The organism is Streptomyces sp. NPDC088194 (genome assembly GCF_040702025.1).
Classification (GTDB): Bacteria; Actinomycetota; Actinomycetes; order Streptomycetales; family Streptomycetaceae; genus Actinacidiphila.
Map to the genome: position 1 here is coordinate 21,604 of NZ_JBFBIV010000068.1, position 26,656 is coordinate 48,259.

Here is a 26,656-nt window from a genome sequence, read left to right on the forward strand (position 1 = left end):
CAGGATCTCTTGTGTCGATGCTTCTGGCTGTGCCGTCGGCGGGCCGTCGTCCTCCGTCCGGAGTGCGACGCTGCGCCGACCGCGCGGTACCGGCTACTTGATCAGGTAGATCGTGGCGAACAGGCCGATCCAGACGACATCGACGAAGTGCCAGTAGTAGGACACGACGATGGCCGCGGTCGCCTGCTGATGGGTGAACCGCTTGGCCGCGTACGTGCGGCCCAGCACCATCAGGAACGCGATCAGACCACCCGTCACATGCAGCCCGTGGAACCCGGTCGTCAGGTAGAACACCGAGCCGTACGGATCGGAGCTGAGCGAGATCCCGTCCTTCTTGACCAGGTTGGTGTACTCGAAGATCTGCCCGCCGATGAAGATCGCGCCCATCACGAACGTCACGATGAACCACGAGCGCAGCTTCTTCACGTCACCGCGCTCGGCGGCGAACACGCCCATCTGGCACGTGAAGGAGGAGAGCACGAGGATCGTCGTGTTCGTCGCGGAGAACGGCACGTTCAGCGCGTCGGCGTGGGCCTTCCAGAAGGTCTCACCAGTGACCGACCGAAGGGTGAAGTACATCGCGAAGAGGGCCGCGAAGAACATCAGCTCGGAACTCAGCCAGATGATGGTCCCGACGCTGGTGAGGTTCGGCCGGTTGACCGACGGGTGCGCGTGCCCGGTTTCTACTGCTGTTGCTGTCGCCACGTCCGACATTATGTCGGTCCCTTATCCGGCGCTGACTCCGGGGGTCCCCCTTCGGTGTGTCAAGCACCTTCCGCGACCCGCACGGCCTAGTTGGGCGTCCTTCGATCGGGCGACCCCTCCTCGGAAACACCCTGGCGGGAGTAGCATCCGAGCCACTTGAGAAAACCTTCACGAGGAGGAGCCACGATGCAGGCGACCGCCACGGTGCTGGTCTACAGCGACGACGCGAACACCCGGGAGCAGGTCCGGCTCGCCGTCGGCACCCGCCCCTCCGCCGACCTTCCCCCGGTGCAGTACGTGGAATGCGCGACGCTGCCCGCGGTGCTGAGCGAGTTGGAGAAGGGCGGCATCGACGTGATGGTGCTGGACGGGGAGGCCAACCCGGCCGGCGGAATGGGCGTGTGCCGCCAGGCGAAGGACGAGATCTTCCGCTGCCCGCCGGCGATGGTGCTGATCGGGCGCCCGCAGGACGCCTGGCTGGCCACCTGGAGCCGCGCCGACGCCGCGATCACCCATCCGGTGGACCCGGTGGCCCTCACCGACGCCCTGACGGTCCTCCTGCACCGCCGCCTGGAGCCCGTGACGAAGGCCGTCGCCCACCGGTAGGACCGGTGAGCGACGGCGGTCGGTGGGTGAAGGGATGACGGCGCCCACGCGAGGCGGGATCGCGGCAGGAATCAAGCCGTCTGCGGGGTGAGGCGAGCGGGGGTGCCGGCCGGGACGTCGACCGGGGTGGTCTGGTCCTGGTCGGTGCTGCCGGCCCCGGAACCGCTGGGGGTGCTGGGCGTGCTGCCGGCGCCGCCGCCGGAACCGCCGTTCAGCGCGCTGCCCTTCTGCCACTGGGCCCAGCTCAGGTTCCAGTCGCCGAAGCCGTTGTCGAACGGCGTCATCATCGGGCCCTGGCTGTTGACGACCCGCACGACATCGCCGACCCGGACGTGGTCGAAGAACCACTCCGCGTCCGCGGTGCTCATGCCGGTGCAGCCGTGGCTGACGTTGGCGGACCCCTGGGAGCCGACCGACCACGGCGCGGCGTGCACGTACTCGCCGCTCCATGTCACCCGGGTGGCCCAGTAGACGGGCAGGTCGTACGAGTCCGAGCTGCCGGCGGCGATGCCGACGGTGGAGCTCTTCATCTGGACGAACGACTCCTTGTCCAGCACCACCTTGATGCCGTTACGGGTGTCGAAGCCCGGCTTCCCGGTGGTGACCGGGAGGGTGCGGACCACCTTGCCGTCGTCCTTGAACGTCATCTCGTCGGTGGACGCGTCGGTGAGCGCCTCGATCCGGTCGCCGGTGTGCACGGTGAGCGGCTTGTCCGCGCCGCCGTACAGCTTCTTGGCTATCTGCACGCCGCTGAGGGTGCTGCGGGCGCTGATCGTGGCGTGGGCGGGCCAGTACGTGCTGGGGCGGTAGTGCAGGGTGCGGTCGTCGACCCAGTACCAGGAGCCCTTCGCCGCCTGGGGGTTGCTGCTGACCTGGAGGTGGGACTCCACCACGGCGCGGGACTGCCTGTCCTTGACAGGGGCGCTGAGCGTGGCGGTGATCGGCTCGCCGACGCCGTAGGTCCCGGCGTTCGGGCCGAAGGTGACGTGGAAGCCGGCCGCCGCTCCGGTGGTGTCGAAGGTGAGGGTCTTACGGCCGGGGTGGCCGCCCGAGTCCTCGGTACTCACCCGAACGGTGTAGTGCGCGCCGGCGGCGAGCGGGGTGGTGGAGTGCCAGTGCCTGCTGTCGGCACTGAGCTGGCCGCTGACGTAGCGCCCGGTCGAGTCGGTCGCGGTGACGTCGGTTATCTGCGAGCCGGTCTGCACGGAGACTTTGAGGGGCTTGGCCGGGTTGGCCTTGCCACGGCCGGAGGTACCGAAGGTGACCTTGGCCGCGGCGTCGTGGGGGGAGGCTGCCAGCGGGTTGCCGCCACCGCCGCAGGCGGTGAGCCCTATCGCGAGGGGCGCCGCGAGAATCGCGCGGCGCACGGTTATCAGCCGGCGGGGGCGGGGGCGCTCGGGAAGGTGGTTCATGCGTTCACGCTATGAACGGCCGCCGGTTTCCGCGCGGTGGACGCCTGCAAAACGGTGAGGGCGGGTCCTGAGCACCGTACTGGTACTCCGGACCCGCCCCTCGTGCCGGCGGCCGCTCAGCGGCCGCCTGCGCCGCCTACTGGGTGCGGTCCTCACCGTGGTAGTACTCGAACACCCATCCCCACACGCCGATCAGGATCACCGGCAGGGAGAAGAAGAGCAGCCACCAGCCGAAGATGATGCCGAGGAAGGCCAGGCTGCCGCCGATGCCCAGGGCGAGCGGCTGCCAGCTGTGCGGGCTGAAGAAGCCCAGCTCGCCCGCGTCGTCGGCGACGTCCGCGTCCTCCCGGTCCTGCGCGCCGGTGTCGGCCCGCCGGGCGGTGAACGCCAGGTAGAAGCCGATCATGGTGCACAGGGCGAAGGCCATGAACAGCGCCGTGGTGCCGGCCGCTTCCTTGGACCAGATCCCGTAGACGATCGCCGACGCCAGGATGAAGACGGCGAAGCCCAGGAACATCTTGCCTTGGACCTTCACTTGCCGGCCTCCGTCTCATCCGAGCCGGACAGCGCGGAAGCCGCCGGGGCGCCGCTGTGGGCGAGCGCGTCCATGGCCGCGATCTCCGGGTGGTGCAGGTCGAACGCCGGGGATTCGGAGCGAATCCGGGGCAGCGTGAGGAAGTTGTGCCGCGGCGGCGGGCAGGAGGTCGCCCACTCCAGCGAACGGCCGTAGCCCCACGGGTCGTCGACCTCGACCTTCTTGCCGTACTTCGCCGTCTTCCAGACGTTGTAGAGGAACGGCAGGATCGACAGGCCGAGCAGGAACGAGCTGATCGTGGAGACCGTGTTCAGCGTGGTGAAGCCGTCTGCCGCGAGGTAGTCCGCGTAGCGGCGCGGCATGCCCTCGACACCCAGCCAGTGCTGGACGAGGAAGGTGCCGTGGAAGCCGAAGAACAGCGTCCAGAAGGTGATCTTCCCGAGCCGCTCGTCGAGCATCTTGCCGGTCATCTTCGGCCACCAGAAGTGGAAGCCCGCGAACATCGCGAACACCACGGTGCCGAAGACCACGTAGTGGAAGTGCGCGACCACGAAGTACGAGTCCGAGACGTGGAAGTCCAGCGGTGGCGCCGCGAGGATGACACCGGTCAGACCACCGAAGGTGAAGGTGATCAGGAAGCCGATGGACCACAGCATCGGTGTCTCGAAACTCAGTGAGCCCTTCCACATGGTGCCGATCCAGTTGAAGAACTTCACACCGGTCGGTACCGCGATCAGGAAGGTCATGAACGAGAAGAACGGCAGCAGCACACCGCCGGTGACGTACATGTGGTGCGCCCACACCGTCACCGAAAGGCCGGCGATGGAGATCGTCGCGGCGACCAGGCCGATGTAGCCGAACATCGGCTTGCGGCTGAAGACCGGAATGACCTCGGAGATGATGCCGAAGAACGGCAACGCGATGATGTACACCTCTGGATGGCCGAAGAACCAGAAGAGGTGCTGCCATAGCAGTGCGCCGCCGTTGGCCGCGTCGAAGACGTGTGCGCCGAATTTTCTGTCCGCTTCCAGACACAGCAGCGCGGCCGCGAGCACCGGGAAGGCGAGCAGCACGAGCACCGCGGTCAGCAGCACGTTCCAGCAGAAGATCGGCATCCGGAACATCGTCATGCCGGGGGCGCGCATGCAGATGATCGTGGTGATGAAGTTGACCGCGCCGAGGATGGTGCCGAAGCCGGACAGCGCCAGACCCATGATCCACATGTCGGCGCCGACGCCGGGCGAGTTCACCGCGTTGGACAGCGGCGAGTACGCGAACCAGCCGAAGTCGGCCGCGCCCTGCGGGGTGACGAAGCCGCCCACCGCGATCAGCGAGCCGAACAGGTAGAGCCAGTAGGCGAACATGTTCAGCCGCGGGAACGCCACGTCGGGCGCGCCGATCTGCAGCGGCATGATCCAGTTGGTGAAGCCCGCGAACAGCGGCGTCGCGAACATCAGCAGCATCACGGTGCCGTGCATCGTGAACGCCTGGTTGAACTGCTCGTTGGACAGGAACTGGTTGCCCGGGCGCGCCAACTCCGCCCGCATCAGCAGCGCCAGGACGCCGCCGATCAGGAAGAAGGCGAACGACGTCACCAGGTACATCGTGCCGATGGTCTTGTGGTCGGTGGTGCTGAGCCACGACACCGCGATCGAGCCGGGCTTCTTGACCCGGGCCGGGATTTCGTCCTCGTAGGAGTCGTCGGCCTCCGCCGCTCCCTGAGGTTCGTTGAGAATGCTCATGTGGTCTTGGGCTCCGAGTTCTTCGCGTTGCCCGTGGTGGCAATGCCCGACGGCAGATAACCGGTCTGACCCTTTGCCGCCAGGTCCTTGAGGTGCTGCTCGTACTGCGCCGGCGTGACCACCTTGACGTTGAACAGCATCCGGGAGTGGTCCACGCCGCAGAGTTCGGCGCACTTGCCCTTGAAGTCACCGAGCCGGCTCGGGGTGACCTGGAAGTCGTTGGTCTGGCCCGGGACGACGTCCATCTTCATCAGGAAGGGGATGACCCAGAAGTCGTGGATGACGTCACGCGAGGTCAGCACGAACCGGACGGACTCGCCCTTCGGCAGCCACAGCGTCGGCCCGGGAAGCCCGGTGTCCGGGTCCTTGCTGGCCGCGGTGCCGACGTCGTAGACGCCTTCCTCACCGGGCTGCCAGTCGAGCTTGTTCTGCGGGATCTCGTTGAGCTCCGCCGGCACCTTGGTGGGTGTGGCGGGGTTGCCGTCCACGTTCTCCAGGTAGTTGAAGCCCCAGCTCCACTGGAACCCGACCACGTTGATCACGTGCTGCGGCTTCTTCGAGGTGTCCAGCAGCTTCGTCTCGTCCCGGGCGGTGAAGTAGAACAGCACCGCGATCACGAGGATCGGAACGATCGTGTAGAAGGCCTCGATCGGCATGTTGTAACGGGTCTGCGGAGGGACCTCGACCTTGGTCCGGCTGCGCCGGTGGAAGATCACGCTCCACAGGATCAGGCCCCATACCAGTACACCGGTCGCCAGTGCGGCGGCCCAGGAGCCCTGCCAGAGGGAGAGGATTCGCGGTGCCTGTTCCGTCGCCGGGGTGGGCATACCGAGGCGGGGGTAGTCCTTGTAGGAGCAACCCGTTGCGGTTGCCAGGACCAGGCCCGCGGCCAGCGCCCGCGGCAGCCATCGCCGCACCGGGCGCCGCGACAATGGGGTACCTCCCACGCCGTCCTGGCCGTGGGGGAGGTCGGAGCCGTTGGGACTCACGTAGCGCCTTCCCGAGAGTCTCGCCCGCGCGTCCCGAGTGTTCCGGCCGTCTGCTGGTCGGTCGGCCCGAGCGCGGGCGCGTAGGTGTGGATGTTTATGCGGCACAAACCCTACTGGACGCTATTTGGAGTCTCGCGGGGAGGGGGGCCAACGCGCCGGGGCGCTCCCCGAAGGGGTGGATCAGGTGCGGATCGGGTGCGGATCAGGCCCGGTCCGATCCCGGAAATGCGCCACGCCGCGGGTGTTCTGACGCCGCGCCGAGCGGCGCGCCGGGGCGGGCGGCGCGGGTTGTAGCGTGCTGAGGTGCCCTACTTCGACGCGGCCTCCGCCGCTCCCCTGCATCCCGTGGCGCGCCAGGCGCTGCTCGCCGCGCTGGACGAGGGATGGGCCGACCCGGCCCGGCTGTACCGCGAGGGGCGCCAGGCGCGGCTGCTGCTCGACGCGGCGCGCGAGGCCGCCGCGGAGGCGGTGGGCTGCCGCGCCGACGAGTTGGTGTTCACTCCTTCGGGGACGCGCGCGCTGCACTCCGCCGTGTCGGGGGCGGCCGCCGGGCGGCGCCGGGTCGGCCGCCGGCTGGTGGTCTCGGCGGTGGAGCATTCGGCGGTACTCCACGCGGCGGAGGCGGCCGCGGGGGCCGAAACCGTACAAGTGGGGGTGGATCGGACCGGCCGGGTGCGGCCGGCGGACTTCGCCGCGGCGCTCGCGGGCGAGGGGCAGCCGCGGACCGGGCCGGAGTCGGGGGGCGGCGGTACGGCGCTGGCCGCGCTCCAGTCGGCGAACCACGAAGTGGGCACGGTCCAACCGGTCGCGGAGGTCGCCGACCTGTGCCGCGCGGCCGGGGTGCCGCTGCTGGTGGACGCGGCGCAGTCGCTGGCGTGGGGGCCGGTGGAGGGCGCCTGGTCGCTGCTGGCGGCGAGCGCGCACAAGTGGGGCGGGCCGCCCGGGGTCGGGCTGCTCGCGGTCCGCAAGGGCACCCGGTACGCCCCTCAGGAGCCCGCCGACGAAAGGGAGTCGGGCCGCTCGCCCGGCTTCCAGAACCTCCCCGCGATCGTGGCCGCGGCCGCGTCCCTGCGGGCGGTGCGCGCGGAGGCGGCGGCCGAGGCGGCCCGCCTGTCGGTGCTGGTGGACCGGATCAGGGCGGCGGTGCCGCGCCTGGTCCCCGATGTCGAGGTGGTCGGCCACGACCGGCTGCGGCTGCCGCACCTGGTCACGTTCTCCTGCCTGTACGTCGACGGGGAGGCGCTGCTGACCGGTCTGGACCGGGCGGGTTTCTCGGTCTCCTCGGGGTCCTCGTGCACGTCGAGCACCCTGACGCCCAGCCATGTGCTCAAGGCGATGGGGGTGCTGTCGGAGGGGAACGTCCGGGTGTCGCTGCCGGCCGGCACCTCCCCGGCGGACGTCGACCGCTTCCTCGACGCGCTGCCCGAGGTGGTGGCACAGGTGCGCGCACAGCTCGGCGCCCCGACGGCCGTACGCGGAGCGGGCGTTGGCGCCGGGGACGAGGACCCGGCAGAGGTGGAGCCGGCGGGGGTGGAGGCAGCGGAGGCGGAGACGCCAGGGACGGATGCGCCAGAAGTGGCGGCCGAGGGCCTGCTGGTCGACTCGCTCGGCAAGCGCTGCCCGATCCCGGTCATCGAACTCGCCAAGGTGATCGGCGACGTTCCGGTCGGCGGCCTCGTCACGGTGCTGTCCGACGACGAGGCCGCGCGGCTGGACATCCCCGCGTGGTGCGAGATGCGCGCGCAGGAGTACGTCGGCGAGCGCCCCGCCGAGCGCGGCGTCGCCTACCTGGTGCGGCGCCGCGGCTGAGAGGGGACGTCCCGTACGTACGGTGCCGCGGCAACGGCCGGGCCGGTGCCGCGGGATACGGTCAGGCGCCGATGTGCCCGCGCACCTCGTCGGCGGCCGTGTCGCCGTACGCCTTCGTGAACCGCTCCATGAAGTGGCCGCGGCGCAGTTCGTACTCCTGGGTGCCGAGGGTCTCGATCACCAGGGTGGCGAGCATGCAGCCGACCTGGGCGGCGCGTTCGAGGCCGACGCCCCAGGACAGGCCGGACAGGAACCCGGCGCGGAAGCCGTCGCCGACGCCGGTCGGGTCGACCTTCGCCTCTTCCTGCGCGCAGCCGACCACGATGTCCTGCTCGCCCTTGCGTTCGATCCGCACGCCCTTGGCGCCGAGCGTGGTCACCCGGTTCTCCACCCGGTCCAGGATCTCCTCGGCGCTCCAGCCGGTCTTGGACTCGATCAGCCCGGCTTCGTACTCGTTGTTGAACAGGTACGCGGCGCCGTCGACCAGAATCCGGATGTCGTCGCCGTTCATCCGGGCGATCTGCTGGGAGAAGTCGGCGGCGAACGGGATGTTCCGGGTCCGGCACTCCTGGGTGTGCCGGATCATCGCCTCGGGGTCGTCGGCGCCGATGGACACCAGGTCCAGGCCGCCGGTCCGCTCCGCGACGTGGTGCAGTTCGATCAGCCGCGCCTCGCTCATCGCGCCGGCGTAGAACGAGCCGATCTGGTTGTGCGCCGCGTCGGTGGTGCAGATGAAGCGGGCGGTGTGCAGCACTTCGGAGATCCGCACCGAGTCGGTGTCCACGCCGTGGCGCTCCAGCCAGGCCCGGTACTCGGCGAAGTCGGCGCCGGCCGCGCCGACCAGGATCGGCTTCGTGCCGAGCTGGCCCATGCCGAAGCAGATGTTCGCGGCGACACCGCCGCGCCGTACGTCCAGCGCGTCCACGAGGAACGACAGGGACACCGTGTGGAGTTGGTCCGCGACGAGCTGATCGGCGAACTTGCCGGGGAAGGTCATCAGATGGTCGGTGGCGATTGATCCAGTTACGGCGATACGCACGACGGCGACTCCCGGGAAACGGTGGTGAGGTCCCCTCACGCTACCGGTCCCCGTGGAGTGGATGGCCGGGTTCCCCCCAGTGGCCAGGCCGTCCCCCGGCCGGCAACGGCAATCCCGGCCACGACGGCGGACGGCCGAAAATTACCGGTTGGTAGCCCTTTGTCCGCCCCGCGAACGTGCCTAGGGTCGAGGTATGAGTACTCCTCGCACCGCCCCGTACACGGAAAACCCCGAAAGCATGGCGGAACTGCTCGGCGACTGCCACCGCACCGCGCAGCACTGGAGCCACTCGGCCCCGGCCGCGCCGCAGCCCGCGCACGTTCGCCCCCCGGGTATCCACGTCCCGCCGAAGTCCGTCGCCGCCGTGCGGGACATGACGGAGTACGGCGCCTGACCAGGCACCCGACCGGGCGCCGCCCCCGCACCTCGCGCCTTCTCGCGCCCCACGCGCCCCAGCCTCACCCGAACGGTGGAACCGCTTCGCGCTCCGCCACGTCCCATGTGCACCTGACGGTCGACAGAGCCGAAGGAGCACCCAGTGAGCAAGGAACGCGACGACGGCGCCAACGAAGGCAGCACCCGTGGCACGCAGCCCGCGGCGAGCGCCGAGAGCCCGGAGAGCGGCGACCGCCCCACCCGTAAACCCCGGTGGGCCATCGCGGCGGTCGCGGCGGCCGTACTCGTGGTCGGCGGCGGTGGCGCCTGGTGGGCGTCCGCGGCGGGCGGCGGAGGCGGCGGCAACGCGGGCGACCCCAGCCCGCTGCGTATGGACGCCCCGGTGAACGGTGCCGCGCCAGGCGCTTCGGGGCCGACCGACGGCGGCGCGGACCTCTACCACCTGACCGGCACGCTGCCGCAGGGACCGGAGAAGGCCGCGGTCTACGCCGCGTCCGGCGCGCTGACCACCGCCGACGTGCAACGCCTCGCCCGGCTGCTGGGGGTGCCCGGCAGCGTGCGCACGGAGAACGGCTCGTGGCGGGTGGGCGCCGAGGCGGGCGCCGCCAAGCCGTCGCTCATGGTGAGCAAGGCAGCGCCGGGCACCTGGACCTACACCTCAGGCGGCGCGCCCGCGACGGGCGCGCGGACCGGCGGTTCCGATACCTCCCCGGTCCCCGCGGCGAAGGCGGCGGCCGTGGCGGCGCCGGTGCTCAAGGGGCTCGGGCTGTCCGGCGCGAAGGTGGACACCTCGACCGCGGTCGGCCCGATCCGCACGGTGAGCGCGGACCCGCGGGTGGGCGGGATGTCCACCCACGGCTGGACCACGTCGCTGCAGATCGGCGCGGACGGCCGGATCAGCAACGGCTTCGGCCGGCTGTCGGACCTCGCGAAGGGCGACACCTACCCGGTGGTGAGCGCGGCCACCGCGCTCAAGGAGCTCAACGCCTCGACCACGATCATGCACCCGGGCGCCGTGAACGGCGGGATCGTGCCGTGCCGGGCCGTACCGGCGCCGTCCGCGAAGTCCGGCGCGAAATCCGGCGCGAAATCCGGCGCCACCTCCACGACGTCCGGCGGCGCCTCCTCGTCGCCCTGCGTGCCGAGCAGTGGCGGCGGGCAGTCGACCGAGGTGCGCGGCGCGTCCTTCGGGCTCGCGCTGGAGTACGTGTCGGGCGTCCAGGCGCTGGTGCCCGCCTGGCTCTTCCAGACCGCGCCGGCCGGGGCGACCCGGACCTCGGTGGTGGCGCAGACCGCGGTCGACCCGCGCTACATCGCGAGCCCGAGCGGCAGCCCCGGCAGCGTGCCGCCCACCGGCCCGGCCTCTCCCCCGCCGTCGCTGAACCCGGGCGGGCCGATCCTGCCCACCAGCCCGGCGGACCCGGCGAACCCGCCGAGCGGCCGGACCGTGCACCGCGTGCCGATCGACTCCTACACCACCGCGGGCCGCACCCTCACGCTCGTCTACGAGGGCGGCGCGTGCGACACCTACCAGGCGTCGGCGAGCGCGAGCAGCGGCCAGGTGCGGGTGTCGGTGGTCGCGACGCCGAAGCCGAAGGGGACGGTGTGCCCGATGATCATCCGGTCGCTGAGCCAGAAGGTGACGCTGGCGGCGCCGTTGGGCGACCGCAAGGTGGTGGACGCCTCGAACGACCGGCCGCTCGCGGGCCGCTGACCGGCTCCGCGACCCGCCGGACACGACGAAGCGGCGGCACCCATGGGGGGTGCCGCCGCTTCCGTGCGACCGCTGCTGCGCGACGCGGTGGAATCCGCGACTCAGCGGCTCACCGACTCAGTGGAAGGAGTCGCCGCAGGCGCAGGAACCCGTGGCGTTCGGGTTGTCGATCGTGAAGCCCTGCTTCTCGATGGTGTCGACGAAGTCGATGGAGGCGCCGCCCAGGTACGGGGCGCTCATCCGGTCGGTGACGACCTTGACGCCGCCGAAGTCCTTGACCACGTCGCCGTCGAGGGCCCGCTCGTCGAAGAAGAGCTGGTAGCGCAGGCCCGAGCAGCCGCCGGGCTGGACGGCGACCCGCAGGGCGAGGTCCTCGCGGCCCTCCTGCTCGAGCAGGCTCTTCACCTTGGCGGCGGCAGCGTCGGACAGGAGGATGCCGTCCGTCGTGGTGGTCTCGTCCTGAACCGTCATGTGCTTCACTCCCGGGTTGTACGGACTGCTGGCTATCGATGCCTAACCGACGCCTATTCGGATTCATTCCGGGTCCGTGGCGACTTCTTCCTCACTCGTCCCTCCATGTTCGCACACGCCCAAGGGATGACCAGCGGTATGCGTCACACTGACGAAACCGGCATCGTCAATCTGACACGAACGGGTTATGATAGATAACGTCAAGTAGACGAGAAGGTCTGCGCGCTGCGAAGAAAGGGCTACGGGCCCGTGACCACCACACAAACGCCGACTGTCCCGACGGAGCCGCTGGACGTCCGGCCCACGCCACTCGCCCTGCTGCTGCTCGGCCGCGAGGCCGACCCGCGCAGCGAGCGCGGCGTGGAGTGCCCGGGCGACCTGCCCGCGCCGTCCGACCCCGACCTGGTCGCGCGGGCCCGGGCCGCCAAGGCCCGGCTGGGCGGGAAGGTCTTCATCCTCGGCCACCACTACCAGCGCGACGAGGTCATCGAGTTCGCGGACGTCACCGGCGACTCCTTCAAGCTCGCCCGCGACGCGGCCGCCCGGCCCGACGCCGAGTACATCGTCTTCTGCGGCGTGCACTTCATGGCCGAGTCCGCGGACATCCTCACCTCGGACGCCCAGCAGGTGATCCTCCCCGACCTCGCGGCCGGCTGCTCGATGGCCGACATGGCCACCGCCGAGCAGGTCGCCGAGTGCTGGGACGTCCTCGCCGACGCCGGTGTCGCCGATGCCACGGTCCCGGTGTCGTACATGAACTCCTCGGCGGACATCAAGGCGTTCACCGGCCGGCACGGCGGCACCATCTGCACCTCGTCCAACGCCCGGCGCGCGCTGGAGTGGGCGTTCGAGCAGGGCGAGAAGGTGCTCTTCCTGCCCGACCAGCACCTCGGCCGCAACACCGCGGTACGCGACATGGGCCTGTCGCTCGACGACTGCGTGGTCTACAACCCGCACAAGCCCGGCGGCGGCCTCACCGCCGAGCAGTTGCGGGCCGCGAAGATGATCCTGTGGCGCGGGCACTGCTCGGTGCACGGCCGGTTCTCGCTGGAGTCGGTCGAGGACGTCCGGGCCCGCATACCCGGCGTCAACGTGCTGGTGCACCCCGAGTGCAAGCACGAGGTGGTCACCGCGGCGGACTACGTCGGCTCCACCGAGCACATCATCAAGATGCTCGACGAGGCGCCCGCGGGCTCCGCGTGGGCCCTGGGCACCGAGCTGAACCTCGTCCGCCGCCTGGCCGCCGCCCACCCCGACAAGCAGATCGTCTTCCTCGACAAGACCGTCTGCTTCTGCTCCACCATGAACCGCATCGACCTGCCCCACCTGGTCTGGACCCTGGAGTCCCTGGCCGACGGCAAGCTGGTCAACCGCATCCAGGTCGACGAGGAGACCGAGCACTTCGCCAAGCTGGCGCTGGAGCAGATGCTGGCCCTGCCGTAACGCACCCGCCCGGCACCCCCGCCCGCGCCCGAGCGGGCCCGAGCACCCGACGGCCCCGGCCGGCGCACCTCCGCCGCCGCCGGGGCCGCCGCACGCTCGGCGCCGCACGTTCAGCGCCGCGTGTCAGGCACTTCCGGCACTTCCGCGAGGATGTCCGGCAGTTCGCTCATCCAGTCGAGCACGGCCCGCTCGTAGTGGATGCCGAAGCGCATCGTGGCGCGCTGGTACGGATTGAGGCCGCCCTGCTTCTCCGTGTCGAGGTATCCGGCGAGCCGCTGCTCGTGGGCCGCGCGGTGCCGCTCGACGTACTCGAGCAGCCTGCCGGTGTCGAGATGCGCGCCGAACGCGAGCGTCAGCAGCAGCGGGTACCGGATCTGCTCGGTCTCCGGCGGCTGCGCCATCCACTCCGCGAAAGCCTCCCGCCCGGCATCCGTGAGGGTGTACGGGCGCCGCGAGCGCGTCCCGGTGGCTCCGGCGACGACGAGGCCGCGTTCGTCGAGCGCGCCGAGTTCCCGGTACACCTGGCTGCGCGTCAGGCTCCAGAAGTCCCCGATGAACGCCTCGGCGAATCCCAGCAGTTCATAGCCGCTCGCCTCGCCCGCGTGCAGGAAGCCGAGCAGCGAGGCGGCCGTCGGGTTGAGGTCGGTCCGCGTCACACACATCTCCCTTGACAGTCCACAGTGGACGGTGTTTGTCTGGTCGACACAGTCCACTGTGGCATATGGGGGAGCTTTCATGCATGCTGTCGTGTTGGTGGTCCATGTCGTGTCCGGCAGCCTCGGGCTGCTGGTGGGGCCGGCCGCGATGCTCGCGCCCAAGCGCCCGGGGCGCCATCCGCTACTCGGCCGGAGCTACCAGGTTCTGACCGGCACACTGTGCCTGAGCGCCTTCGGCCTGGTCGCCTACCGGCCCTCGCTGTGGTGGCTCGGCGTGATCGGCGCGCTGACCTGGGCGGCGGCGCTGGCCGGCTGGTGGGTGCGGCGTGCGGCCTTCAGCGGCTGGCTGATCTGGCACATCAACCTGATGTGCAGTTCCTACATCTCGTTCGTCACGGCGTTCCTCGTCGTGAACCTGGGGCTGGGGTCGATCGTCGCCTGGGTCCTGCCCGCGGCCCTGGGGACGCCCCTGATCGCGCGGGCCACGGTCCGTGCGCTCCGTCCGCGCCAACCGGCCGTGAACAGCCCTGAACCGGCGGTCTCTGACGTGTCGTAAAGTCGAACGGTGATTCTTCGCCCCGTACGCGATGACGCGCAGGACGCAGGGGTCGTACGGGAGGTCGCGGCGGCCGCGTTCGGCGTGCCGCGGTCCCTGGACGACGGCGGGCCCGCCACGGACGGCGCGGCACGGGCCGCGCGGCAGGACAGCCGCACGCGGCATCTGGCCAGGAGCGACCCCGGCGGGTGCTGGATCGTCGAGGACGAGACGGCCGGGCCGGTGGGCACCGTGCTGTCGTCGCGGCGCGAGGGCACGTGGGCGCTGTCGCTGCTCGCGGTCGTGCCGGGCGCGCAGGGCAAGGAGGTCGGCAAGGCGCTGCTGGCGCGGGCGCTGCACTACGGGCGGGCCTGCCTGCGCGGGATCGCGTGCGCGCCGAGCGATCCGGTGGCCGCGCGGACGCTGCGGCGCGCGGGGCTGACGCTGCATCCGACGCTGCGGCTGTCGGGGCGGGTGGACACCGCCGGGCTCGACCCGCTGGACGGCGCCGTCCACCAGGGCACCGAACGGCACCGCGATCTGATGGACTCCGTCGACCGGCGCACCCGGGGCGGGGCGCACGGCCCCGACCACGAGGAACTCCTGCGGCACAACGCCCTGTTCGTCGTGGACGACCTCGCGGGCAGCGGCTACTGCTACTCCCGCGGCGGGCATGTCGAGGCGCTCGCGGCGACCTCCCGCCGCCTCGCGACCCGCCTGCTCACCGCGGCACTCGTCACGACCCCGCCCGGCGAGGCCGCCCGCGTCACCCACGTCTCGGCGGAGTCCCAGTGGGCGCTCGACGTGGCCGTCACCGCGGGGCTCGACATCACGAACGACGGTTTCCTCTGCTTACGGGGTCTGCGGCCACCCGAACTGGCCATCCCCTCCCGCACGTTGCCCTAGGGGGCGCCCCTGGCCCCCGGGTGCCCCGGATCTGTCGGCTCAGGGGCCACCTGCGGGTGGGTGGTTGGTCGCGAGGTCCCTCAGTCGACGGGCTGGGGCTCTTCGGAGGGTCCGAGCCCAGCGGAAAGCGCGGCTGCGGCCTGGAGGAGGGGGAGCGCCATGAGGGAGCCGGCGGCTCCGCCGACGGCCACGGCACGGTCGAGGAGAGGTTCGAGGGACACCCGGTCGAGCGCCTTGGCCTGCCCGGCCTCACCGGTGCCGGCCCCGGCCACCCACCAGTCGGGCGCGCGGAAGGCGACCCGCTGGGCGACCAGCGCGCAGGCCGCGCTGACCACACCGTCGAGAACGACGGGCAGCTTACGCACCGCGGCCTGCAGCAGGAACCCGGTGATCGCGGCGAAGTCGGCCCCGCCGACCGCCCCGAGCAGCGCGAGCTGATCCCCGAGTACGGGCCGCGCGCGGCGCAACCCGTCCCGGATCGCCGCGCACTTCCGCATCCAGGCGAGGTCGTCGATGCCGGACCCCCGCCCGGTCACCACGGAGGCGTCGGTGCCGCAGAGCGCGGCGATGAGCACACCCGCGGCCGTGGTGCCGCCGACGCTGAGGTCACCCAGGAGCACGAGGTCCGTACCGGAGTCGGCTTCCTCGTCGGCCAGCGCGAGCCCGGTGCGGAACGCCTTCTCCGTCTCCTCGGGGCTCAGCGCGTCCTCGATGTCGAGCCGGCCCGAGCCGCGCCGTACCCGGTGCGCGGTGACCGGTGCGGGCAGTTCCGCCGGGTCGCAGTCGACCGCCATGTCCACGATGCGCAGCTCCGCGCCGTACTGCCGGGCCAGGATCGCGGCGGGCGAGGTGCCGTCGAGGGCCGCCCGTACCAGCTGCGCGGTGCTGCCCGCGGGCCGCGCCGACACGTCCAGCGACGCGACGCCGTGGTCCGCGGCGAAGACCAGCGCGCGGGGCCGGGTGATCGGCCGCGCCACCACCTGCCCCTGCACCGCGGCGAGCCAGTCCGCCAGTTCGGCGACCTTCCCCAGCCCGCCGGACGGCTGCACCAGCCCGCTCCAGCGTTCCTGCGAGTCCCGGCGCACACCCGCGTCCGGTCGCTCCACCAGGGCCCCGAAGTCGTCCATCTCAATCCCACTCACCCGCCGAACAGTACCGGTCCGCTGCGCTTGGCTGCGCGGACCCTCCAGGCTGCTGTGTTCTGTCGGTTGAGGGACCACCTGTCGGTGGTGGTTGCTCGCGCCGTTCCCCGCCCCTCGGCTACGCGCCACCTCGGTCACGGTCCATTCCCGGCCGCACGCCGGTGGCCTGCTGAGCGCGCAGTTCCCCGCGCCCCTCGGCTACGCGCCGCCTCGGTCACGGTCCGGTTCCCGGCCCCAGGCCGGTGGCCTGCTGAGCGCGCAGTTCCCCGCGCCCCTTCGGCTACGCGGCGCCTCGGGCACGGTCCGGTTCCCGGCCGCGCGCCGTTCCCCGCGCCCCTGGGGAAGGTGCGGCTTCCTCGCGGGGGAAGGGTGCGTCGGCATCGGGCACCCCGGGGGGCAGGGGCAGCGTGTCAGCGGAGGCGGATGGGGAGCCCTGAGACCGTGAGGAGGACGTGCTCGGACTCCTCCGCGAGGGTGGCGTTGAGGTGGCCGAGGATGTCGCGGAAGCGACGCCCCGCGGGGGTGGCGGGGACGACGCCGGAGCCGACCTCGTTGGAGACGGCGACGACCGTACGGCGGGTGGCGCGCCAGGCGGCGCGGAGGGCGTCGATGTCGGCCTGGACGGCCGCCGCCCCGGTCCGGTGCCAGGTCTCGTCGTCCCAGGCGCCGGCCGCGTCCATCGCGTGGGTCAGCCACAGGGAGAGGCAGTCCACGAGCAGCGGCGCCCCCGCGGGGTCAGCGAGCAGCGGCAGCAGATCGCAGGTCTCGATGGTGCGCCAGCCGGCGGGGCGGCGCGCACGGTGCGCGGTGACGCGTTCGGCCCACTCCGCGTCGCCGTCGCGGGTGCCGCCGGTGGCGACGTAGAGGACGTCGGGGAAGGCGGCGAGGCGCCGTTCGGCCTCGGCGGACTTGCCGGAGCGCGCGCCACCGAGGACGAGGGTGCGGCGCGGCAGGTCGGGGACGTTCTGGTAGTCGCCGACGACCAGGGTCGTGCCGTCGGGCACCGCGCGGGCACCGAGCGCGGCGAGGCGGCGGGCGAGTTCGGGCCCGGGCGGCGCGTCGTGGCCGAGGTGGACCGCCACCACGTCGGTGGTCCCGGCGACGGCGCCGACCGCCCGCAGCCGGGCGAGCACGTCGGGCCGCCCGACCACGTCGAGCAGCACCATGTCGTACGGCACCGCGTCCGCCCCGGCACCGTGGTCGCCGTTGTCCGCGAGGCCCGCCGGGGCGCATCCCGGCGGCAGGTACAGCACGCGCAGCCCCTGCGGCGACTCGACCTCGTACCCGGTGCCGAGCGCGTCGGTCGCGACGGCACGCACCCGGTGCCCGGTCAGCACCGACAGCCGCTGCCCGTCCGGCACCCGGGCCGGCGCGGGCAGCCCGGGCGGGATCTCCACCGGCGGGCCGTCGTGCGGATGCGACAGCAGTACGAGGCGTAGCCCGCCGAGGGTCTGTCCGGCGCGGGCCGCGGCCAGCGCGGCCCCCGGGACCAGGTCGAGCAGCACGACGCCGTCGACGAGCACCGAAGTGGCGCCGCGCGCCCCCTCCCCCGTAGCGAGGGCACAGGCGGCACAAGGGCAGTCGGGCACCGGCAGGCCCTCGGGGCCGCCGGTGCCGAGCAGAGTCAGTTCCACGGGACGATCGTCTCGCGCCCGCCGGGCGCGGGCGCGCGGGGGCCGCCCAAGCGGCTGCCGTACGACGCCCGGGGCACCCTGGCCCGTGGCGACTTCGGGGCGCCCTCTCGACGGCTCCGGGGCGCGCTGGAAGGATCATCGATGCCCCGGCGAATCGTGCAGATACGCTTCCTGGGCACTGTCCTCCATTTCCCGGACCGAGGAGAAGCACATGGCGTGGACGTGGCGGTTCGAGGCGGCTGACGGCACCGAGGTGGAGCCCGCGGTGCAGCCGGAGGAGTTCCCCACCCAGGGCGACGCCGAGTCGTGGGTCGGCGAGGTCTGGAAAGAGCTTGCCGCCGGCGGCGCCGACCAGGTCACCCTCTTCGAGGACGGCACCCGCGTCTACGGCCCCATGAGCCTCTCCTCGCCAACCGACGAAGCGGCGACGGACGAGCCGTAACGGGCCCCCCGGGTCGCCCGGTTGCGGATGTGCCGGGGCCTTCCGGTCCCAGGGTGGCCGGCCGCGCACCCACCGGAAGGTCCCGGAACGCGCGGGACGGGGCACCCGGGCGGGTCCGGTCAGGTCAGGTCAATGACCCGAGGGTGACCTCGGCCGTCTTCGTGCCGGAGTCCCGCACATACGTGACCTTGACCTTGTCGCCCGGCTTGAGCTCCGCCAGCACCTCCGTCAGCGACTGCACCGTGGTGATCGGGGTGGAGCCGACCTTCGTGATCACGTCCCCGGCCTTCAGCCCGGCCTTCGCGGCGGCGCCCCCCTTCGTCGCGCTGACGATCGCCGCGCCGGCCGGCTGGAAGTTCGATCCGACGACCCCGCGGACGGTCACGTCGAGCGCGGCCCGCCCGGAGTCGGTGACCTTGCCGCTCTTGATGATCTGGTCGGCGATCCGCTTGACCGCGGAGGAGGGGATGGCGAACCCGATCCCGGGCGCCGCGCCGCTGCCGAGTTGGGGGTCGGTGGCGGCGAGGGTGGGGATGCCGATCACCTGGTTGTCGAGGTTGACCAGCGCGCCGCCGCTGTTGCCGGGGTTGATCGCCGCGGACGTCTGCACCATGTCGGGGATGGTGGCCCCGGTGCCGCCGCTGGAGCCGCTGGAGCCGTCGGAACCGCTCTCGCTGACGGTGCGCCCCGTCGCGGAGACGATGCCCTGGGTGACGCTGCTGGACAGGCCGAGCGGGTTGCCCATGGCGAGCACGATCTCCCCGACGGCGGCGGTGCCGCCCGGCGCGAAGGTGGCCGGCTTGAGTCCCTTGGGCACCGAGGAGAGCCGGATGACGGCGAGGTCGCCCGCGGGATAGGACGACACGAGCCTGGCGGCCAGCGGGCTGCCACCGGTGGCCAGCGACACCTGGAACGAGGTGGCGTTCCCGATGACGTGCGCGTTGGTGACGATGTCGCCCTTGCTGTCGTAGACGACGCCGGACCCGAGGTCCTGCTTGGTGGTGATCTGGACCACCGAGGGCAGCACGTTCTTGACGGTGCTCTGGTAGGCGTTCTGCAGGGTGTCCGAGGAGCCGGCCTTGTCCACCGCGGCCTTGGCGACGGGTGCCCCGGGGCCGGCGTCGGAGGCGGCGCGGGGCGAGGGACTGCATCCGGAGGCGAGCAGGACGGCGGTGCACGCCACGGCGGTACCGGTGGCGGGCAGCAGGAAACGGTGGCGGCGGTGGTCGTTGCGCGATCGACTCATGCCCGAATTGTCGCTTTCGCGAAGTCTCGTGGCGCGGCCCGGACCGCCAATCGGGTCGTATGACCGCTCGGCGCGGTACGTAGCTCAGCGCGGCGCTCCGCTCAGTCCCGTACCCCGGTCAGCCCCGCACCCCGCACAGGTGGAGCAGCGCGGCCACCGCGCGGTACGGGTCGGTCCGGCCCGCCTGCTCCTCGGCCGCCAGCAGCAGGTCCAGCTCGTGCGGGTCGGGCGGGATCAGCGCCAGGTCGGGGGCGCTGTCGGTGAAGATCCGCACGCCGTACCAGGCGCGCAGCGGCACCCCGATGCCGTCGAGCACCGCGGTCAGTGCCGCGCGGCGGTCGGCGCGGGTGGCCAGGCCGAGCCGGTTGGTGTAGGCGTCGGAGCCGAAGGCGCCCAGCGCGGCCGTCCAGTCGCCGAACAGGCCCGGGCGCATGGCGAGCGCGTCACCGTTGCGCACCAGCAGGGACAGCAGGCCGCCCGGGGTGAGCACGCGGGCCAGCGCGGCGAGCAGCGGCTCGGGGTCGGGGACGTACATCAGCACGCCGTGGCAGAGCACCACGTCGAAGCAGGCGGGGCCGAAGTGCCGGCCGGTCTCGCGGCCGTCGCCGCGCAGCAGCACGAAGCGCTCGCGGACGTCAGCGGGCTCGGCCGCGACCGCCTGGTGGAGCGCGGCCAGCATCGCCGGGTCGGACTCCAGGCCGGTGACCAGGTGGCCGAGCCGGGCCAGCCGCAGCGACTGGGTGCCCTGGCCGGGGCCGATGTCCAGCACCCGCAGCCGGCGCCGGGCGTGCGCGCCGGCCGGCTGCGGGAAGCACGCGTCCAGCTGCTCGTCGAGCTGGCGGGCGACCAGCTCCTGGCGGACGGTGTTCCGCAGTCCGCCGAGCCCGGCAAGCCAGCTGTCGGCGCCGCCGGTGAAGCCGCCCGAGCCGGGTCCACCCGGAAGTGCCGGTCCCGGCCCGCCGCCTCGGCCGAAGCCCGTGGCGAACCCGTCGCCGGCCCCCGACCCGTCGCCGGAGCCGGCCGGCCCACCGTGCGGACCGGCGGCGCCTCCGGGCATACCGCCGGGCGCGCCGTCGCCGTATCCGTAGTCGTACCCCGCCGGGCCCCCGTGCCCTCCGGTCAGAGTTTGGTGCCGCGGCTGACCTGCGGCTTCGGCAGCCGCAGCCGCCGCATCTGGAGGGTCCGCATCAGTGCGTAGGCGGTCGCGCCCTTGGTGTTCTTGTCCGCGAACCGCAGCCGGAGCTGGCGGCGCAGCAGCACGCTGGTGACCACCGAGTCGATCACGATCCCCACGATCACGACCAGCCACAGCAGCAGCGACAGGTCCTGCATGGAGCCGGCGATGCTCAGCACCAGGATCACGACCGCCAGCGGCAGGAAGAACTCCGCGACGCGGTAGCGGGAGTCGACGTAGTCCCGGACGAACTTGCGCACCGGTCCCTTGTCGCGCGGCGGCAGGTAGCGCTCGTCGCCCCCGGCCAGCGCCTGGCGCTGCTTGGCCATGTCGACCCTGCGGGCCTCCCGGGCCTGCTTCGCCGCCGACTTCCGGTCGGTGGGCGTGCTCACCGCCTTACGGCGCTGGCTCTGCGCCTCGCTTCGCTTGGGCGTGGGGCGGCCCTTGGGAGCCTGCGGGTCACGCGACTGGTCCTCCAGCAGCGCCGTGTTACTGGCGCTCTGGGCCTGCTCATCATGGGAACGACGTCGGAACACATCTCCCAGGTTACGTGGTTCCGGCGCCGCACCCCAGCCCCTCACGTACTCCTTGGGCCCTAGGTCACCGAACCGTGATCGTCCCTACGGATGACCGCATCCGATCCCGAACAGTGCGGTAATGGAACCAAGGCCCGTAGGCTGGGGTCTGTAGAGGTGCTGGAGCAGTTGCCGAGAAGGGGGCGCGCGAGGCCCATGAGCGGTGTCATGAAGCGGATGGGAATGATCTTCCGCGCGAAGGCCAACAAGGCCCTGGACCGGGCCGAGGACCCGCGCGAGACCCTCGACTACTCGTACCAGAAGCAGCTTGAGCTGCTTCAGAAGGTGCGCCGAGGAGTGGCCGACGTGGCCACGTCCCGCAAGCGGCTGGAATTGCAGCTCAACGAGCTGAACAAGAAGTCATCCACCTACGAGGACCAGGGCCGCAAGGCGCTCGCGCTCGGCCGGGAGGATCTGGCCCGCGAGGCGCTGTCCCGCCGGGCCGCGCTCCAGCAGCAGGTCACCGACCTGGAGACGCAGCACACCCAGCTCCAGGGCGAGGAGGAGAAGCTCACGCTCGCCTCCCAGCGGTTGCAGGCCAAGGTGGACGCCTTCCGCACGAAGAAGGAGACCATCAAGGCCACGTACACCGCGGCCCAGGCGCAGACGCAGATCGGCGAGGCGTTCTCGGGTATCTCCGAGGAGATGGGCGACGTCGGCATGGCGATCCAGCGTGCCGAGGACAAGACCGAGCAGCTGCGCGCGCGGGCCGGTGCCCTCGACGAGCTGATGGCCTCCGGCGCCCTGGACGACCCGAGCGGCCTCGCCAAGGACGACCTCCAGGCGGAGCTGGACCGGCTCTCCGGCGGCAGCGACGTCGAGCTGGAACTCCAGCGGATGAAGGCGGAGCTGGCCGGCGGCAGTGGCAGCACCCCGGCGATCGAGGGCGGTCAGAGCGGCCAGGGCACCCAGGGGCAGCCCCAGGACACCCCCCGGTTCGACAAGAACTAGTCGCCCTACCGAGCCTTACGGAGGAGCCGTCGTGATCGTACGGATCATGGGGGAGGGCCAGGTGCAGGTGGAGGACTCCCACCTCACCGCGCTCAACAAGCTCGACACCGAACTGCTCGCCGCCGTCCAGTCCGGCGACGAGCCCGCTTTCCGCCGAACCCTCAGCGCCCTCCTCGACGGCGTCCGCGGCTTCGGTGAACCTCTCCCCGACGACGCCCTGATGCCCTCGGAGCTGATCCTCCCGGCACCGGACGCCACCTTGGAGACGGTCCGCGACATGCTCAACGACGACGGCCTCATCCCGGGATAGCCCCTCCGGGCAGGTCCGCCGTCACAACAGTGCCCAGCAGGGGCGCGGGGAACTGCGCGGGCCACCGGCCCCCGGCCGGTGGCCCGGACACGACAGCGACAGCCTCTTCGGGTCGGTGACGACCCGCGGGGGCCGCGACGTGGCTGAGCGCGCGGTTCCCCGCGCCCCTGCGTGTGTGCGGCTCCCTCCGCGGAAGGAGCTCAAGACGGCCGGGCACCCCGCGGGGGGTATTACCGTTGCTTACCGTGCAGTACCCATCGGGAGTCCTCGCGCCGTGGCAGTGGCTGCGGGCCCACCAGACCACGGCCGACGCCGGGCTGGCGGCAGCCGTCTTCGTGGTGATCCTGCTGGGCAGCGTGCTGGGCGCGGACACCTACCAGCTGAGCCCGGTGGACGTCGGCCTGGCCGCGCCCGCCTGCGCGTCGCTGAGCCTGCGCCGCCGCGCCCCGTGGTCGGTGCTCGCCTTCACCTGCGCGTTGTGCGCCGTGTTCACCGCGCTGCGCCCGGCCGACGGCCGGGTCCCGGTGATCCTGGCGGCGGCGATGGCGCTGTTCACGGTCGCGGCCCGTACCGACCGGCACACCACGTGGCTGACCGGTCTCGCGGTCTGCGTCGGGCTGACCGCGCTCGCGATGTCCTTCGGCAACGGCCCCTGGTACGGCCAGGCGAACTTCGCGGTCTTCGCGTGGACCGGGATGGCGGCCGCGGCCGGTGACGCGGTGCGCAGCCGCCGGGCGTACATCACCGCGATCGAGGAGCGCGCGGAGCGGGCCGAGCGCAGCCGGGAGCAGGAGGCGCGGCGGCGGGTCGCCGAGGAGCGGATGCGGATCGCCCGCGAGCTGCACGACGTCGTCGCCCACCACATCGCGCTGGTCAACGTCCAGGCGGGCGTGGCCGCGCATGTCATGGACTCCCGCCCGGACCAGGCCAAGCAGGCCCTCGCCCACGTCCGCGAGGCGAGCCGGACCGCGCTGGCCGAGCTGCGCACCACCGTGGGGCTGCTGCGGCAGTCCGGCGAGCCCGAGGCGCCGATGGAGCCGGCGCCGGGGCTGGCGGTGCTGGACCAGTTGCTGGACGGCTTCCGGCGGGCGGGGCTGCGGGTCGCGGTCGAGTGCGAGGGCCAGGGGCCGGACGGGGCGGAGCCGCCCGCGCTGCCCGCGTCCGTGGACCTGACCGCGTACCGGGTGATCCAGGAGTCGCTGACCAACGTGCAGAAGCATGCCGGGCCGCAGGCGGGCGCGGTGGTGCGGATCAGCCGGGCCGGCGGGGAGTTGCGGGTCGTGGTGGACGACGACGGCGCGCCCGGGGCCGCGGCCGGGCCGGCGTCGCCGCTGTTCGGCGGGGCGGTGCCGGAGCAGGACGCCGGCGTGGCGCGGGACCGCGGCGGGCCGGAGGAGGCGCGCGGCGGGGCGCCGGAGCGCGTGCGTACGGCGGCGGGCGGCGCGGACGCGGGTGCTCCGGCGCGCGGCACGGGCGCGGGAGGGGCGGGGGGCGGCGCGGGAGGAGCGGGAGGCGGCCACGGCCTGCTCGGCATGCACGAACGCGCCTCCGCGCTCGGCGGGGTCTGCCGCACCGGCGCCCGGCCCGGCGGCGGCTTCCGCGTCTCGGTCCGGCTGCCGCTGACGGTGCCCCCGCACGGTTCGGCGACGCCGTCCCCGTAACCTGGCCGTATGGCGACGACCCTTGGCAACGGTGAGGTTCCCCCGCTCGGCGTCGTGAAGGTGCTGCTCGCCGACGACCAGGCGTTGCTGCGGGGCGCGTTGCGCATGCTGGTGGAGTCCGAGCCGGACATGGTCGTGGTGGGCGAGGCGGTGGACGGGGCCGAGGCCGTCCGGCTGGTGCGGGCCGAGCGGCCGGACGTGGTGCTGATGGACATCCGGATGCCGGGCACCGACGGGATCGCGGCCACCCGGGAGATCCTCGCCGACCCCGAACTCGCCAGGACCGCGGTGCTGGTGCTGACCACCTTCGAGGCGGACGAGTACGTGGTGCGGGCGATCCTCGCCGGCGCCTCCGGGTTCCTCGGGAAGGGCGCCGAGCCGGACGAGCTGCTCAGCGCGATCCGCACCGTGGCCAAGGGTGAGGCGCTGCTCTCCCCCGCCGCCACGAGGAGCCTGATCTCCCGGTTCGTCGCCCAGCAGCACGGCGTCGACGACGAACCGCGCACCGTGCCGGGCCTGGACACCCTCACCTCCCGCGAGCGCGAAGTCCTCATCGAGGTCGCCGGCGGCCTCCCCAACGACGCGATCGCCGCCCGCCTCGGGGTCAGCCCGCTCACCGTGAAGACCCATATCAACCACACCATGGCCAAACTCGCGGCCCACGACCGCGCCCAACTCGTCGTGGCCGCCTACGAATCCGGCCTGGTCCGCCCCCAACGCCCCTGACCTCGCGGAACGTTGCCGCCGGGAGGGCACCGCGGCGGAATTCCGCCGCCGGAAACGCACAGATTCGGACAGGTGAACGCGCTCTCAGAAAAATGAAAGCAACAAATGTTGACCCAACCAATCAGCGCGCGTACCTTCCCAGCGAGCCGCCGGAAGCCGGACCGCGGCTGAAATCGGCTGCCGTAGCGTCAAGTTGAAGCAAGCTCCCACCACCCCCCACCACAGGAGCGCGCCATGCACACTGACCCAACCGCGGCTGTGGGACGAGGACATGTCCCCCGGTTGCGCGGAATCCTGCTGTCGGCCGTCGCTGCGCTCGCGCTCGTGGTCGGCCTGCTGATCAGCCTGCCCGGCACGTCGGCGCACGCCGCCGACTCGCTGCCGTGCGACATCTACGCCGCCGCGGGCACCCCGTGCGTGGCCGCGCACAGCACCACCCGCGCCCTCTACGCCTCGTACGACGGCCCGCTGTACCAGGTGACCCGGGCCTCCGACGGGGCCAGGACCGACGTCGGGCTGCTGGCGCAGGGCGGTTACGCGAACGCCGCCACGCAGGACTCGTTCTGCGCGGACACCACGTGCAGCATCAGCAAGGTCTACGACCAGTCGCCCCGGCACAACGACCTCGACCCGGGGCCGGCCGGCACCGCGGGCAGCGCGGACCGGGGCGCCGACGCGAGCGAACTCGCCGTCACCGCGGGCGGCCACAAGGTGTACGGCATCTGGATCTCACCGGGCGTCGGCTACCGCTCGAACGGCGCCGCGTCCGGCACCGCGGTCAACGGCCAGCCCGAGGGCGCGTACATGGTGGCCAGCGGCACCCACGTCGGCTCCGACTGCTGCTTCGACTACGGCAACGCGGAGTCCACCGCGGCCGACACCGGCAACGGCCACATGGACGCCGTGTCCATCGCGACCACCTGCTACTTCGCACCGTGCACCGGCTCGGGCCCCTGGGTCGAGGCGGACATGGAGAACGGCATGTTCCAGGGCGACAACGGCTCCAACACCGCCAACGCCGGGAACAACAGCACCTTCGTCACCGCCGTGCTGAAGAACAACGGGCAGACGACGTACGCCCTCAAGGGCGGCAACTCGCAGTCCGGCGGCCTGTCGACATGGTGGAACGGATCGCTGCCGACCAGAGGCGGCTACATGCCGATGCAGCAGGAGGGCGGCATCATCCTGGGCACCGGCGGCGACAACAGCAACCGGAACATGGGGACGTTCTTCGAGGGCGTGATGGTCTCCGGCTACCCGACCGACGCCGCCGAGGACGCGGTCCAGGCGAACGTCGTCTCCGTCGGCTACTCCGGCGAGACGAACATCCCCAACGGCCCCCAGGGCACGATCACCGGGCCGGGCGGGCAGTGCGTCGACGTCGCGGCCGACGACACCGGCACCGACGGCTCCGCGGTCCAGCTCTGGAACTGCCAGTCCTACGCGGAGGACCAGTACTGGACCCACCACACCAACGGCTCCCTCAGCACGATCGGCCGCTGCCTCGACATCATCGGCAACGGCACGGCCAACGGCACCGAGGTCGAACTCTGGGACTGCAACGGAGTCGGCGGCCAGGTCTGGCAGCAGCAGTCCGACGGCTCCCTCTTCAACCCCCAGTCCGGCCGCTGCCTCGACTCCCCCAACGGCGCGACCGGCAACGGCACGAGGCTGCGGATCTGGGACTGCAACGGGTCCGCTGCGCAGAAGTTCACGCTCAACTGAGCGTGTGACGACGCCCTTGCTCCACCGGCCCGGCGCGCGCCCCTCATCGCTCGGACTCCGCCCGCTCCAACTCCTCCATCCGCTCGATCCGCGCCTTCCGCTCCACCTCGTC

General features: G+C 72.1%; 26 protein-coding genes. 13 read left to right on the forward strand and 13 right to left on the reverse strand.

Annotated elements, in window-relative coordinates; all coding sequences use genetic code 11:
* Positions 1–93: 93 nt before the first annotated feature.
* Entirely contained in the window at positions 94–714 is a 621-nt protein-coding gene (locus tag AB0399_RS29585; protein WP_328463083.1) for a heme-copper oxidase subunit III, read from the reverse strand.
* A gap of 177 nt (positions 715–891) precedes the next feature.
* Here AB0399_RS29585 and AB0399_RS29590 point away from each other — a divergent pair, with 177 nt between their 5' ends.
* A complete protein-coding gene (locus AB0399_RS29590; protein WP_329370347.1) occupies positions 892–1,311 on the forward strand; it encodes a hypothetical protein in 420 nt (139 codons plus the stop codon).
* Between the two features lie 71 nt (positions 1,312–1,382).
* Here AB0399_RS29590 and AB0399_RS29595 read toward each other — a convergent pair whose 3' ends face one another.
* The 4 genes from AB0399_RS29595 to AB0399_RS29610 form a co-directional block, all read right to left on the reverse strand.
* Complete coding sequence (locus tag AB0399_RS29595) at positions 1,383–2,723, reverse strand: Ig-like domain-containing protein (RefSeq protein WP_329370345.1); 1,341 nt, start codon at positions 2,721–2,723, stop codon at positions 1,383–1,385.
* Positions 2,724–2,859: 136 nt separating this feature from the next.
* On the reverse strand, positions 2,860–3,258 hold the full coding sequence (locus tag AB0399_RS29600; RefSeq protein ID WP_328463088.1) for a cytochrome c oxidase subunit 4: 399 nt from the start codon (positions 3,256–3,258) through the stop codon (positions 2,860–2,862).
* Complete coding sequence (gene ctaD / locus AB0399_RS29605) at positions 3,255–5,000, reverse strand: cytochrome c oxidase subunit I (protein WP_328463090.1); 1,746 nt, start codon at positions 4,998–5,000, stop codon at positions 3,255–3,257. Before ctaD ends, AB0399_RS29600 begins: the two co-directional genes overlap by 4 nt.
* Positions 4,997–5,989, reverse strand: a complete 993-nt coding sequence (locus AB0399_RS29610; protein WP_366413434.1) for a cytochrome c oxidase subunit II — start codon at positions 5,987–5,989, stop codon at positions 4,997–4,999. The genes ctaD and AB0399_RS29610 overlap by 4 nt, the downstream gene beginning before the upstream one ends.
* Before the next feature lie 303 nt (positions 5,990–6,292).
* Between AB0399_RS29610 and AB0399_RS29615 the strand changes: the two genes are divergently transcribed.
* Positions 6,293–7,798, forward strand: coding sequence for an aminotransferase class V-fold PLP-dependent enzyme (locus tag AB0399_RS29615; RefSeq protein ID WP_366413435.1), 1,506 nt, complete (start codon positions 6,293–6,295; stop codon positions 7,796–7,798).
* Between the two features lie 61 nt (positions 7,799–7,859).
* On the opposite strand, the gene AB0399_RS29620 is transcribed toward AB0399_RS29615, so the two are convergent.
* Positions 7,860–8,837 carry a carbohydrate kinase family protein gene (locus AB0399_RS29620; RefSeq protein ID WP_329370339.1) on the reverse strand — a complete coding sequence of 326 codons (978 nt, stop codon included), beginning with the start codon at positions 8,835–8,837 and terminating at the stop codon, positions 7,860–7,862.
* Positions 8,838–9,030: 193 nt separating this feature from the next.
* On the opposite strand from AB0399_RS29620, the gene AB0399_RS29625 reads away from it, so the two are divergent.
* Both AB0399_RS29625 and AB0399_RS29630 read left to right on the forward strand, forming a co-directional pair.
* Positions 9,031–9,231 (forward strand): hypothetical protein, encoded by a 201-nt coding sequence (locus AB0399_RS29625; RefSeq protein ID WP_366413436.1) that lies wholly within the window; start codon positions 9,031–9,033, stop codon positions 9,229–9,231.
* A gap of 144 nt (positions 9,232–9,375) precedes the next feature.
* The gene (locus tag AB0399_RS29630) at positions 9,376–10,947 is read left to right on the forward strand and encodes a hypothetical protein (RefSeq protein WP_366413437.1); all 1,572 of its coding nucleotides are present in this window, start codon (positions 9,376–9,378) and stop codon (positions 10,945–10,947) included.
* Between the two features lie 117 nt (positions 10,948–11,064).
* Here the strand turns inward: AB0399_RS29630 and AB0399_RS29635 are convergent, their stop codons facing one another.
* Positions 11,065–11,418, reverse strand: a complete 354-nt coding sequence (locus tag AB0399_RS29635) for an iron-sulfur cluster assembly accessory protein (RefSeq protein WP_328463099.1) — start codon at positions 11,416–11,418, stop codon at positions 11,065–11,067.
* A gap of 249 nt (positions 11,419–11,667) precedes the next feature.
* Here AB0399_RS29635 and nadA point away from each other — a divergent pair, with 249 nt between their 5' ends.
* Positions 11,668–12,861: a quinolinate synthase NadA gene (gene nadA / locus AB0399_RS29640; RefSeq protein WP_366413438.1), complete on the forward strand. Its 1,194-nt coding sequence runs from the start codon at positions 11,668–11,670 to the stop codon at positions 12,859–12,861.
* Positions 12,862–12,971: 110 nt separating this feature from the next.
* Here nadA and AB0399_RS29645 read toward each other — a convergent pair whose 3' ends face one another.
* A complete protein-coding gene (locus AB0399_RS29645; protein WP_366413439.1) occupies positions 12,972–13,517 on the reverse strand; it encodes a helix-turn-helix transcriptional regulator in 546 nt (181 codons plus the stop codon).
* A gap of 79 nt (positions 13,518–13,596) precedes the next feature.
* Between AB0399_RS29645 and AB0399_RS29650 the strand changes: the two genes are divergently transcribed.
* Together AB0399_RS29650 and AB0399_RS29655 are read left to right on the forward strand one after the other, a co-directional pair.
* On the forward strand, positions 13,597–14,073 hold the full coding sequence (locus tag AB0399_RS29650; protein WP_366413440.1) for a hypothetical protein: 477 nt from the start codon (positions 13,597–13,599) through the stop codon (positions 14,071–14,073).
* A 9-nt stretch (positions 14,074–14,082) separates the two neighbouring features.
* Positions 14,083–14,958 carry a GNAT family N-acetyltransferase gene (locus AB0399_RS29655; protein WP_366413441.1) on the forward strand — a complete coding sequence of 292 codons (876 nt, stop codon included), beginning with the start codon at positions 14,083–14,085 and terminating at the stop codon, positions 14,956–14,958.
* An 80-nt stretch (positions 14,959–15,038) separates the two neighbouring features.
* Here AB0399_RS29655 and AB0399_RS29660 read toward each other — a convergent pair whose 3' ends face one another.
* Together AB0399_RS29660 and AB0399_RS29665 are read right to left on the reverse strand one after the other, a co-directional pair.
* On the reverse strand, positions 15,039–16,100 hold the full coding sequence (locus AB0399_RS29660) for a nicotinate-nucleotide--dimethylbenzimidazole phosphoribosyltransferase (RefSeq protein WP_366413442.1): 1,062 nt from the start codon (positions 16,098–16,100) through the stop codon (positions 15,039–15,041).
* Positions 16,101–16,510: 410 nt separating this feature from the next.
* Complete coding sequence (locus AB0399_RS29665; protein ID WP_366413443.1) at positions 16,511–17,734, reverse strand: bifunctional adenosylcobinamide kinase/adenosylcobinamide-phosphate guanylyltransferase; 1,224 nt, start codon at positions 17,732–17,734, stop codon at positions 16,511–16,513.
* Positions 17,735–17,945: 211 nt separating this feature from the next.
* Here AB0399_RS29665 and AB0399_RS29670 point away from each other — a divergent pair, with 211 nt between their 5' ends.
* Entirely contained in the window at positions 17,946–18,176 is a 231-nt protein-coding gene (locus AB0399_RS29670) for a hypothetical protein (protein WP_328463108.1), read from the forward strand.
* Between the two features lie 124 nt (positions 18,177–18,300).
* Here AB0399_RS29670 and AB0399_RS29675 read toward each other — a convergent pair whose 3' ends face one another.
* From AB0399_RS29675 to AB0399_RS29685, 3 genes are all read right to left on the reverse strand, one after another.
* Positions 18,301–19,422, reverse strand: coding sequence for a trypsin-like peptidase domain-containing protein (locus AB0399_RS29675; RefSeq protein ID WP_366413444.1), 1,122 nt, complete (start codon positions 19,420–19,422; stop codon positions 18,301–18,303).
* 118 nt (positions 19,423–19,540) lie between these two features.
* A complete protein-coding gene (locus tag AB0399_RS29680) occupies positions 19,541–20,272 on the reverse strand; it encodes a class I SAM-dependent methyltransferase (RefSeq protein WP_329374370.1) in 732 nt (243 codons plus the stop codon).
* 269 nt (positions 20,273–20,541) lie between these two features.
* A complete protein-coding gene (locus AB0399_RS29685; RefSeq protein ID WP_329370322.1) occupies positions 20,542–21,132 on the reverse strand; it encodes a DUF3043 domain-containing protein in 591 nt (196 codons plus the stop codon).
* Positions 21,133–21,327: 195 nt separating this feature from the next.
* On the opposite strand from AB0399_RS29685, the gene AB0399_RS29690 reads away from it, so the two are divergent.
* The 5 genes from AB0399_RS29690 (at position 21,328) to AB0399_RS29710 (ending at position 26,544) form a co-directional block, all read left to right on the forward strand.
* Positions 21,328–22,122, forward strand: coding sequence for a PspA/IM30 family protein (locus AB0399_RS29690; protein WP_329370320.1), 795 nt, complete (start codon positions 21,328–21,330; stop codon positions 22,120–22,122).
* Between the two features lie 31 nt (positions 22,123–22,153).
* Entirely contained in the window at positions 22,154–22,432 is a 279-nt protein-coding gene (locus AB0399_RS29695) for a hypothetical protein (RefSeq protein ID WP_328463113.1), read from the forward strand.
* A gap of 245 nt (positions 22,433–22,677) precedes the next feature.
* Positions 22,678–24,093, forward strand: a complete 1,416-nt coding sequence (locus AB0399_RS29700) for a histidine kinase (protein ID WP_366413445.1) — start codon at positions 22,678–22,680, stop codon at positions 24,091–24,093.
* A 9-nt stretch (positions 24,094–24,102) separates the two neighbouring features.
* Complete coding sequence (locus tag AB0399_RS29705) at positions 24,103–24,819, forward strand: response regulator transcription factor (RefSeq protein WP_329370318.1); 717 nt, start codon at positions 24,103–24,105, stop codon at positions 24,817–24,819.
* Positions 24,820–25,053: 234 nt separating this feature from the next.
* The gene (locus tag AB0399_RS29710) at positions 25,054–26,544 is read left to right on the forward strand and encodes an arabinofuranosidase catalytic domain-containing protein (protein ID WP_366413446.1); all 1,491 of its coding nucleotides are present in this window, start codon (positions 25,054–25,056) and stop codon (positions 26,542–26,544) included.
* Positions 26,545–26,656 lie beyond the last annotated feature (112 nt).

Coding starts and splice junctions, on each gene's coding strand:
- AB0399_RS29585 (WP_328463083.1), bottom strand. CDS start 714: ATGTCGGACGTGGCGACAGCAACAGCAGTAGAAACCGGGCACGCGCAC.
- AB0399_RS29690 (WP_329370320.1), top strand. CDS start 21,328: ATGAGCGGTGTCATGAAGCGGATGGGAATGATCTTCCGCGCGAAGGCC.
- AB0399_RS29590 (WP_329370347.1), top strand. CDS start 892: ATGCAGGCGACCGCCACGGTGCTGGTCTACAGCGACGACGCGAACACC.
- AB0399_RS29650 (WP_366413440.1), top strand. CDS start 13,597: ATGCATGCTGTCGTGTTGGTGGTCCATGTCGTGTCCGGCAGCCTCGGG.
- AB0399_RS29635 (WP_328463099.1), bottom strand. CDS start 11,418: ATGACGGTTCAGGACGAGACCACCACGACGGACGGCATCCTCCTGTCC.
- AB0399_RS29675 (WP_366413444.1), bottom strand. CDS start 19,422: ATGAGTCGATCGCGCAACGACCACCGCCGCCACCGTTTCCTGCTGCCC.
- AB0399_RS29625 (WP_366413436.1), top strand. CDS start 9,031: ATGAGTACTCCTCGCACCGCCCCGTACACGGAAAACCCCGAAAGCATG.
- AB0399_RS29710 (WP_366413446.1), top strand. CDS start 25,054: ATGCACACTGACCCAACCGCGGCTGTGGGACGAGGACATGTCCCCCGG.
- AB0399_RS29705 (WP_329370318.1), top strand. CDS start 24,103: ATGGCGACGACCCTTGGCAACGGTGAGGTTCCCCCGCTCGGCGTCGTG.
- AB0399_RS29670 (WP_328463108.1), top strand. CDS start 17,946: ATGGCGTGGACGTGGCGGTTCGAGGCGGCTGACGGCACCGAGGTGGAG.
- AB0399_RS29595 (WP_329370345.1), bottom strand. CDS start 2,723: ATGAACCACCTTCCCGAGCGCCCCCGCCCCCGCCGGCTGATAACCGTG.
- ctaD (WP_328463090.1), bottom strand. CDS start 5,000: ATGAGCATTCTCAACGAACCTCAGGGAGCGGCGGAGGCCGACGACTCC.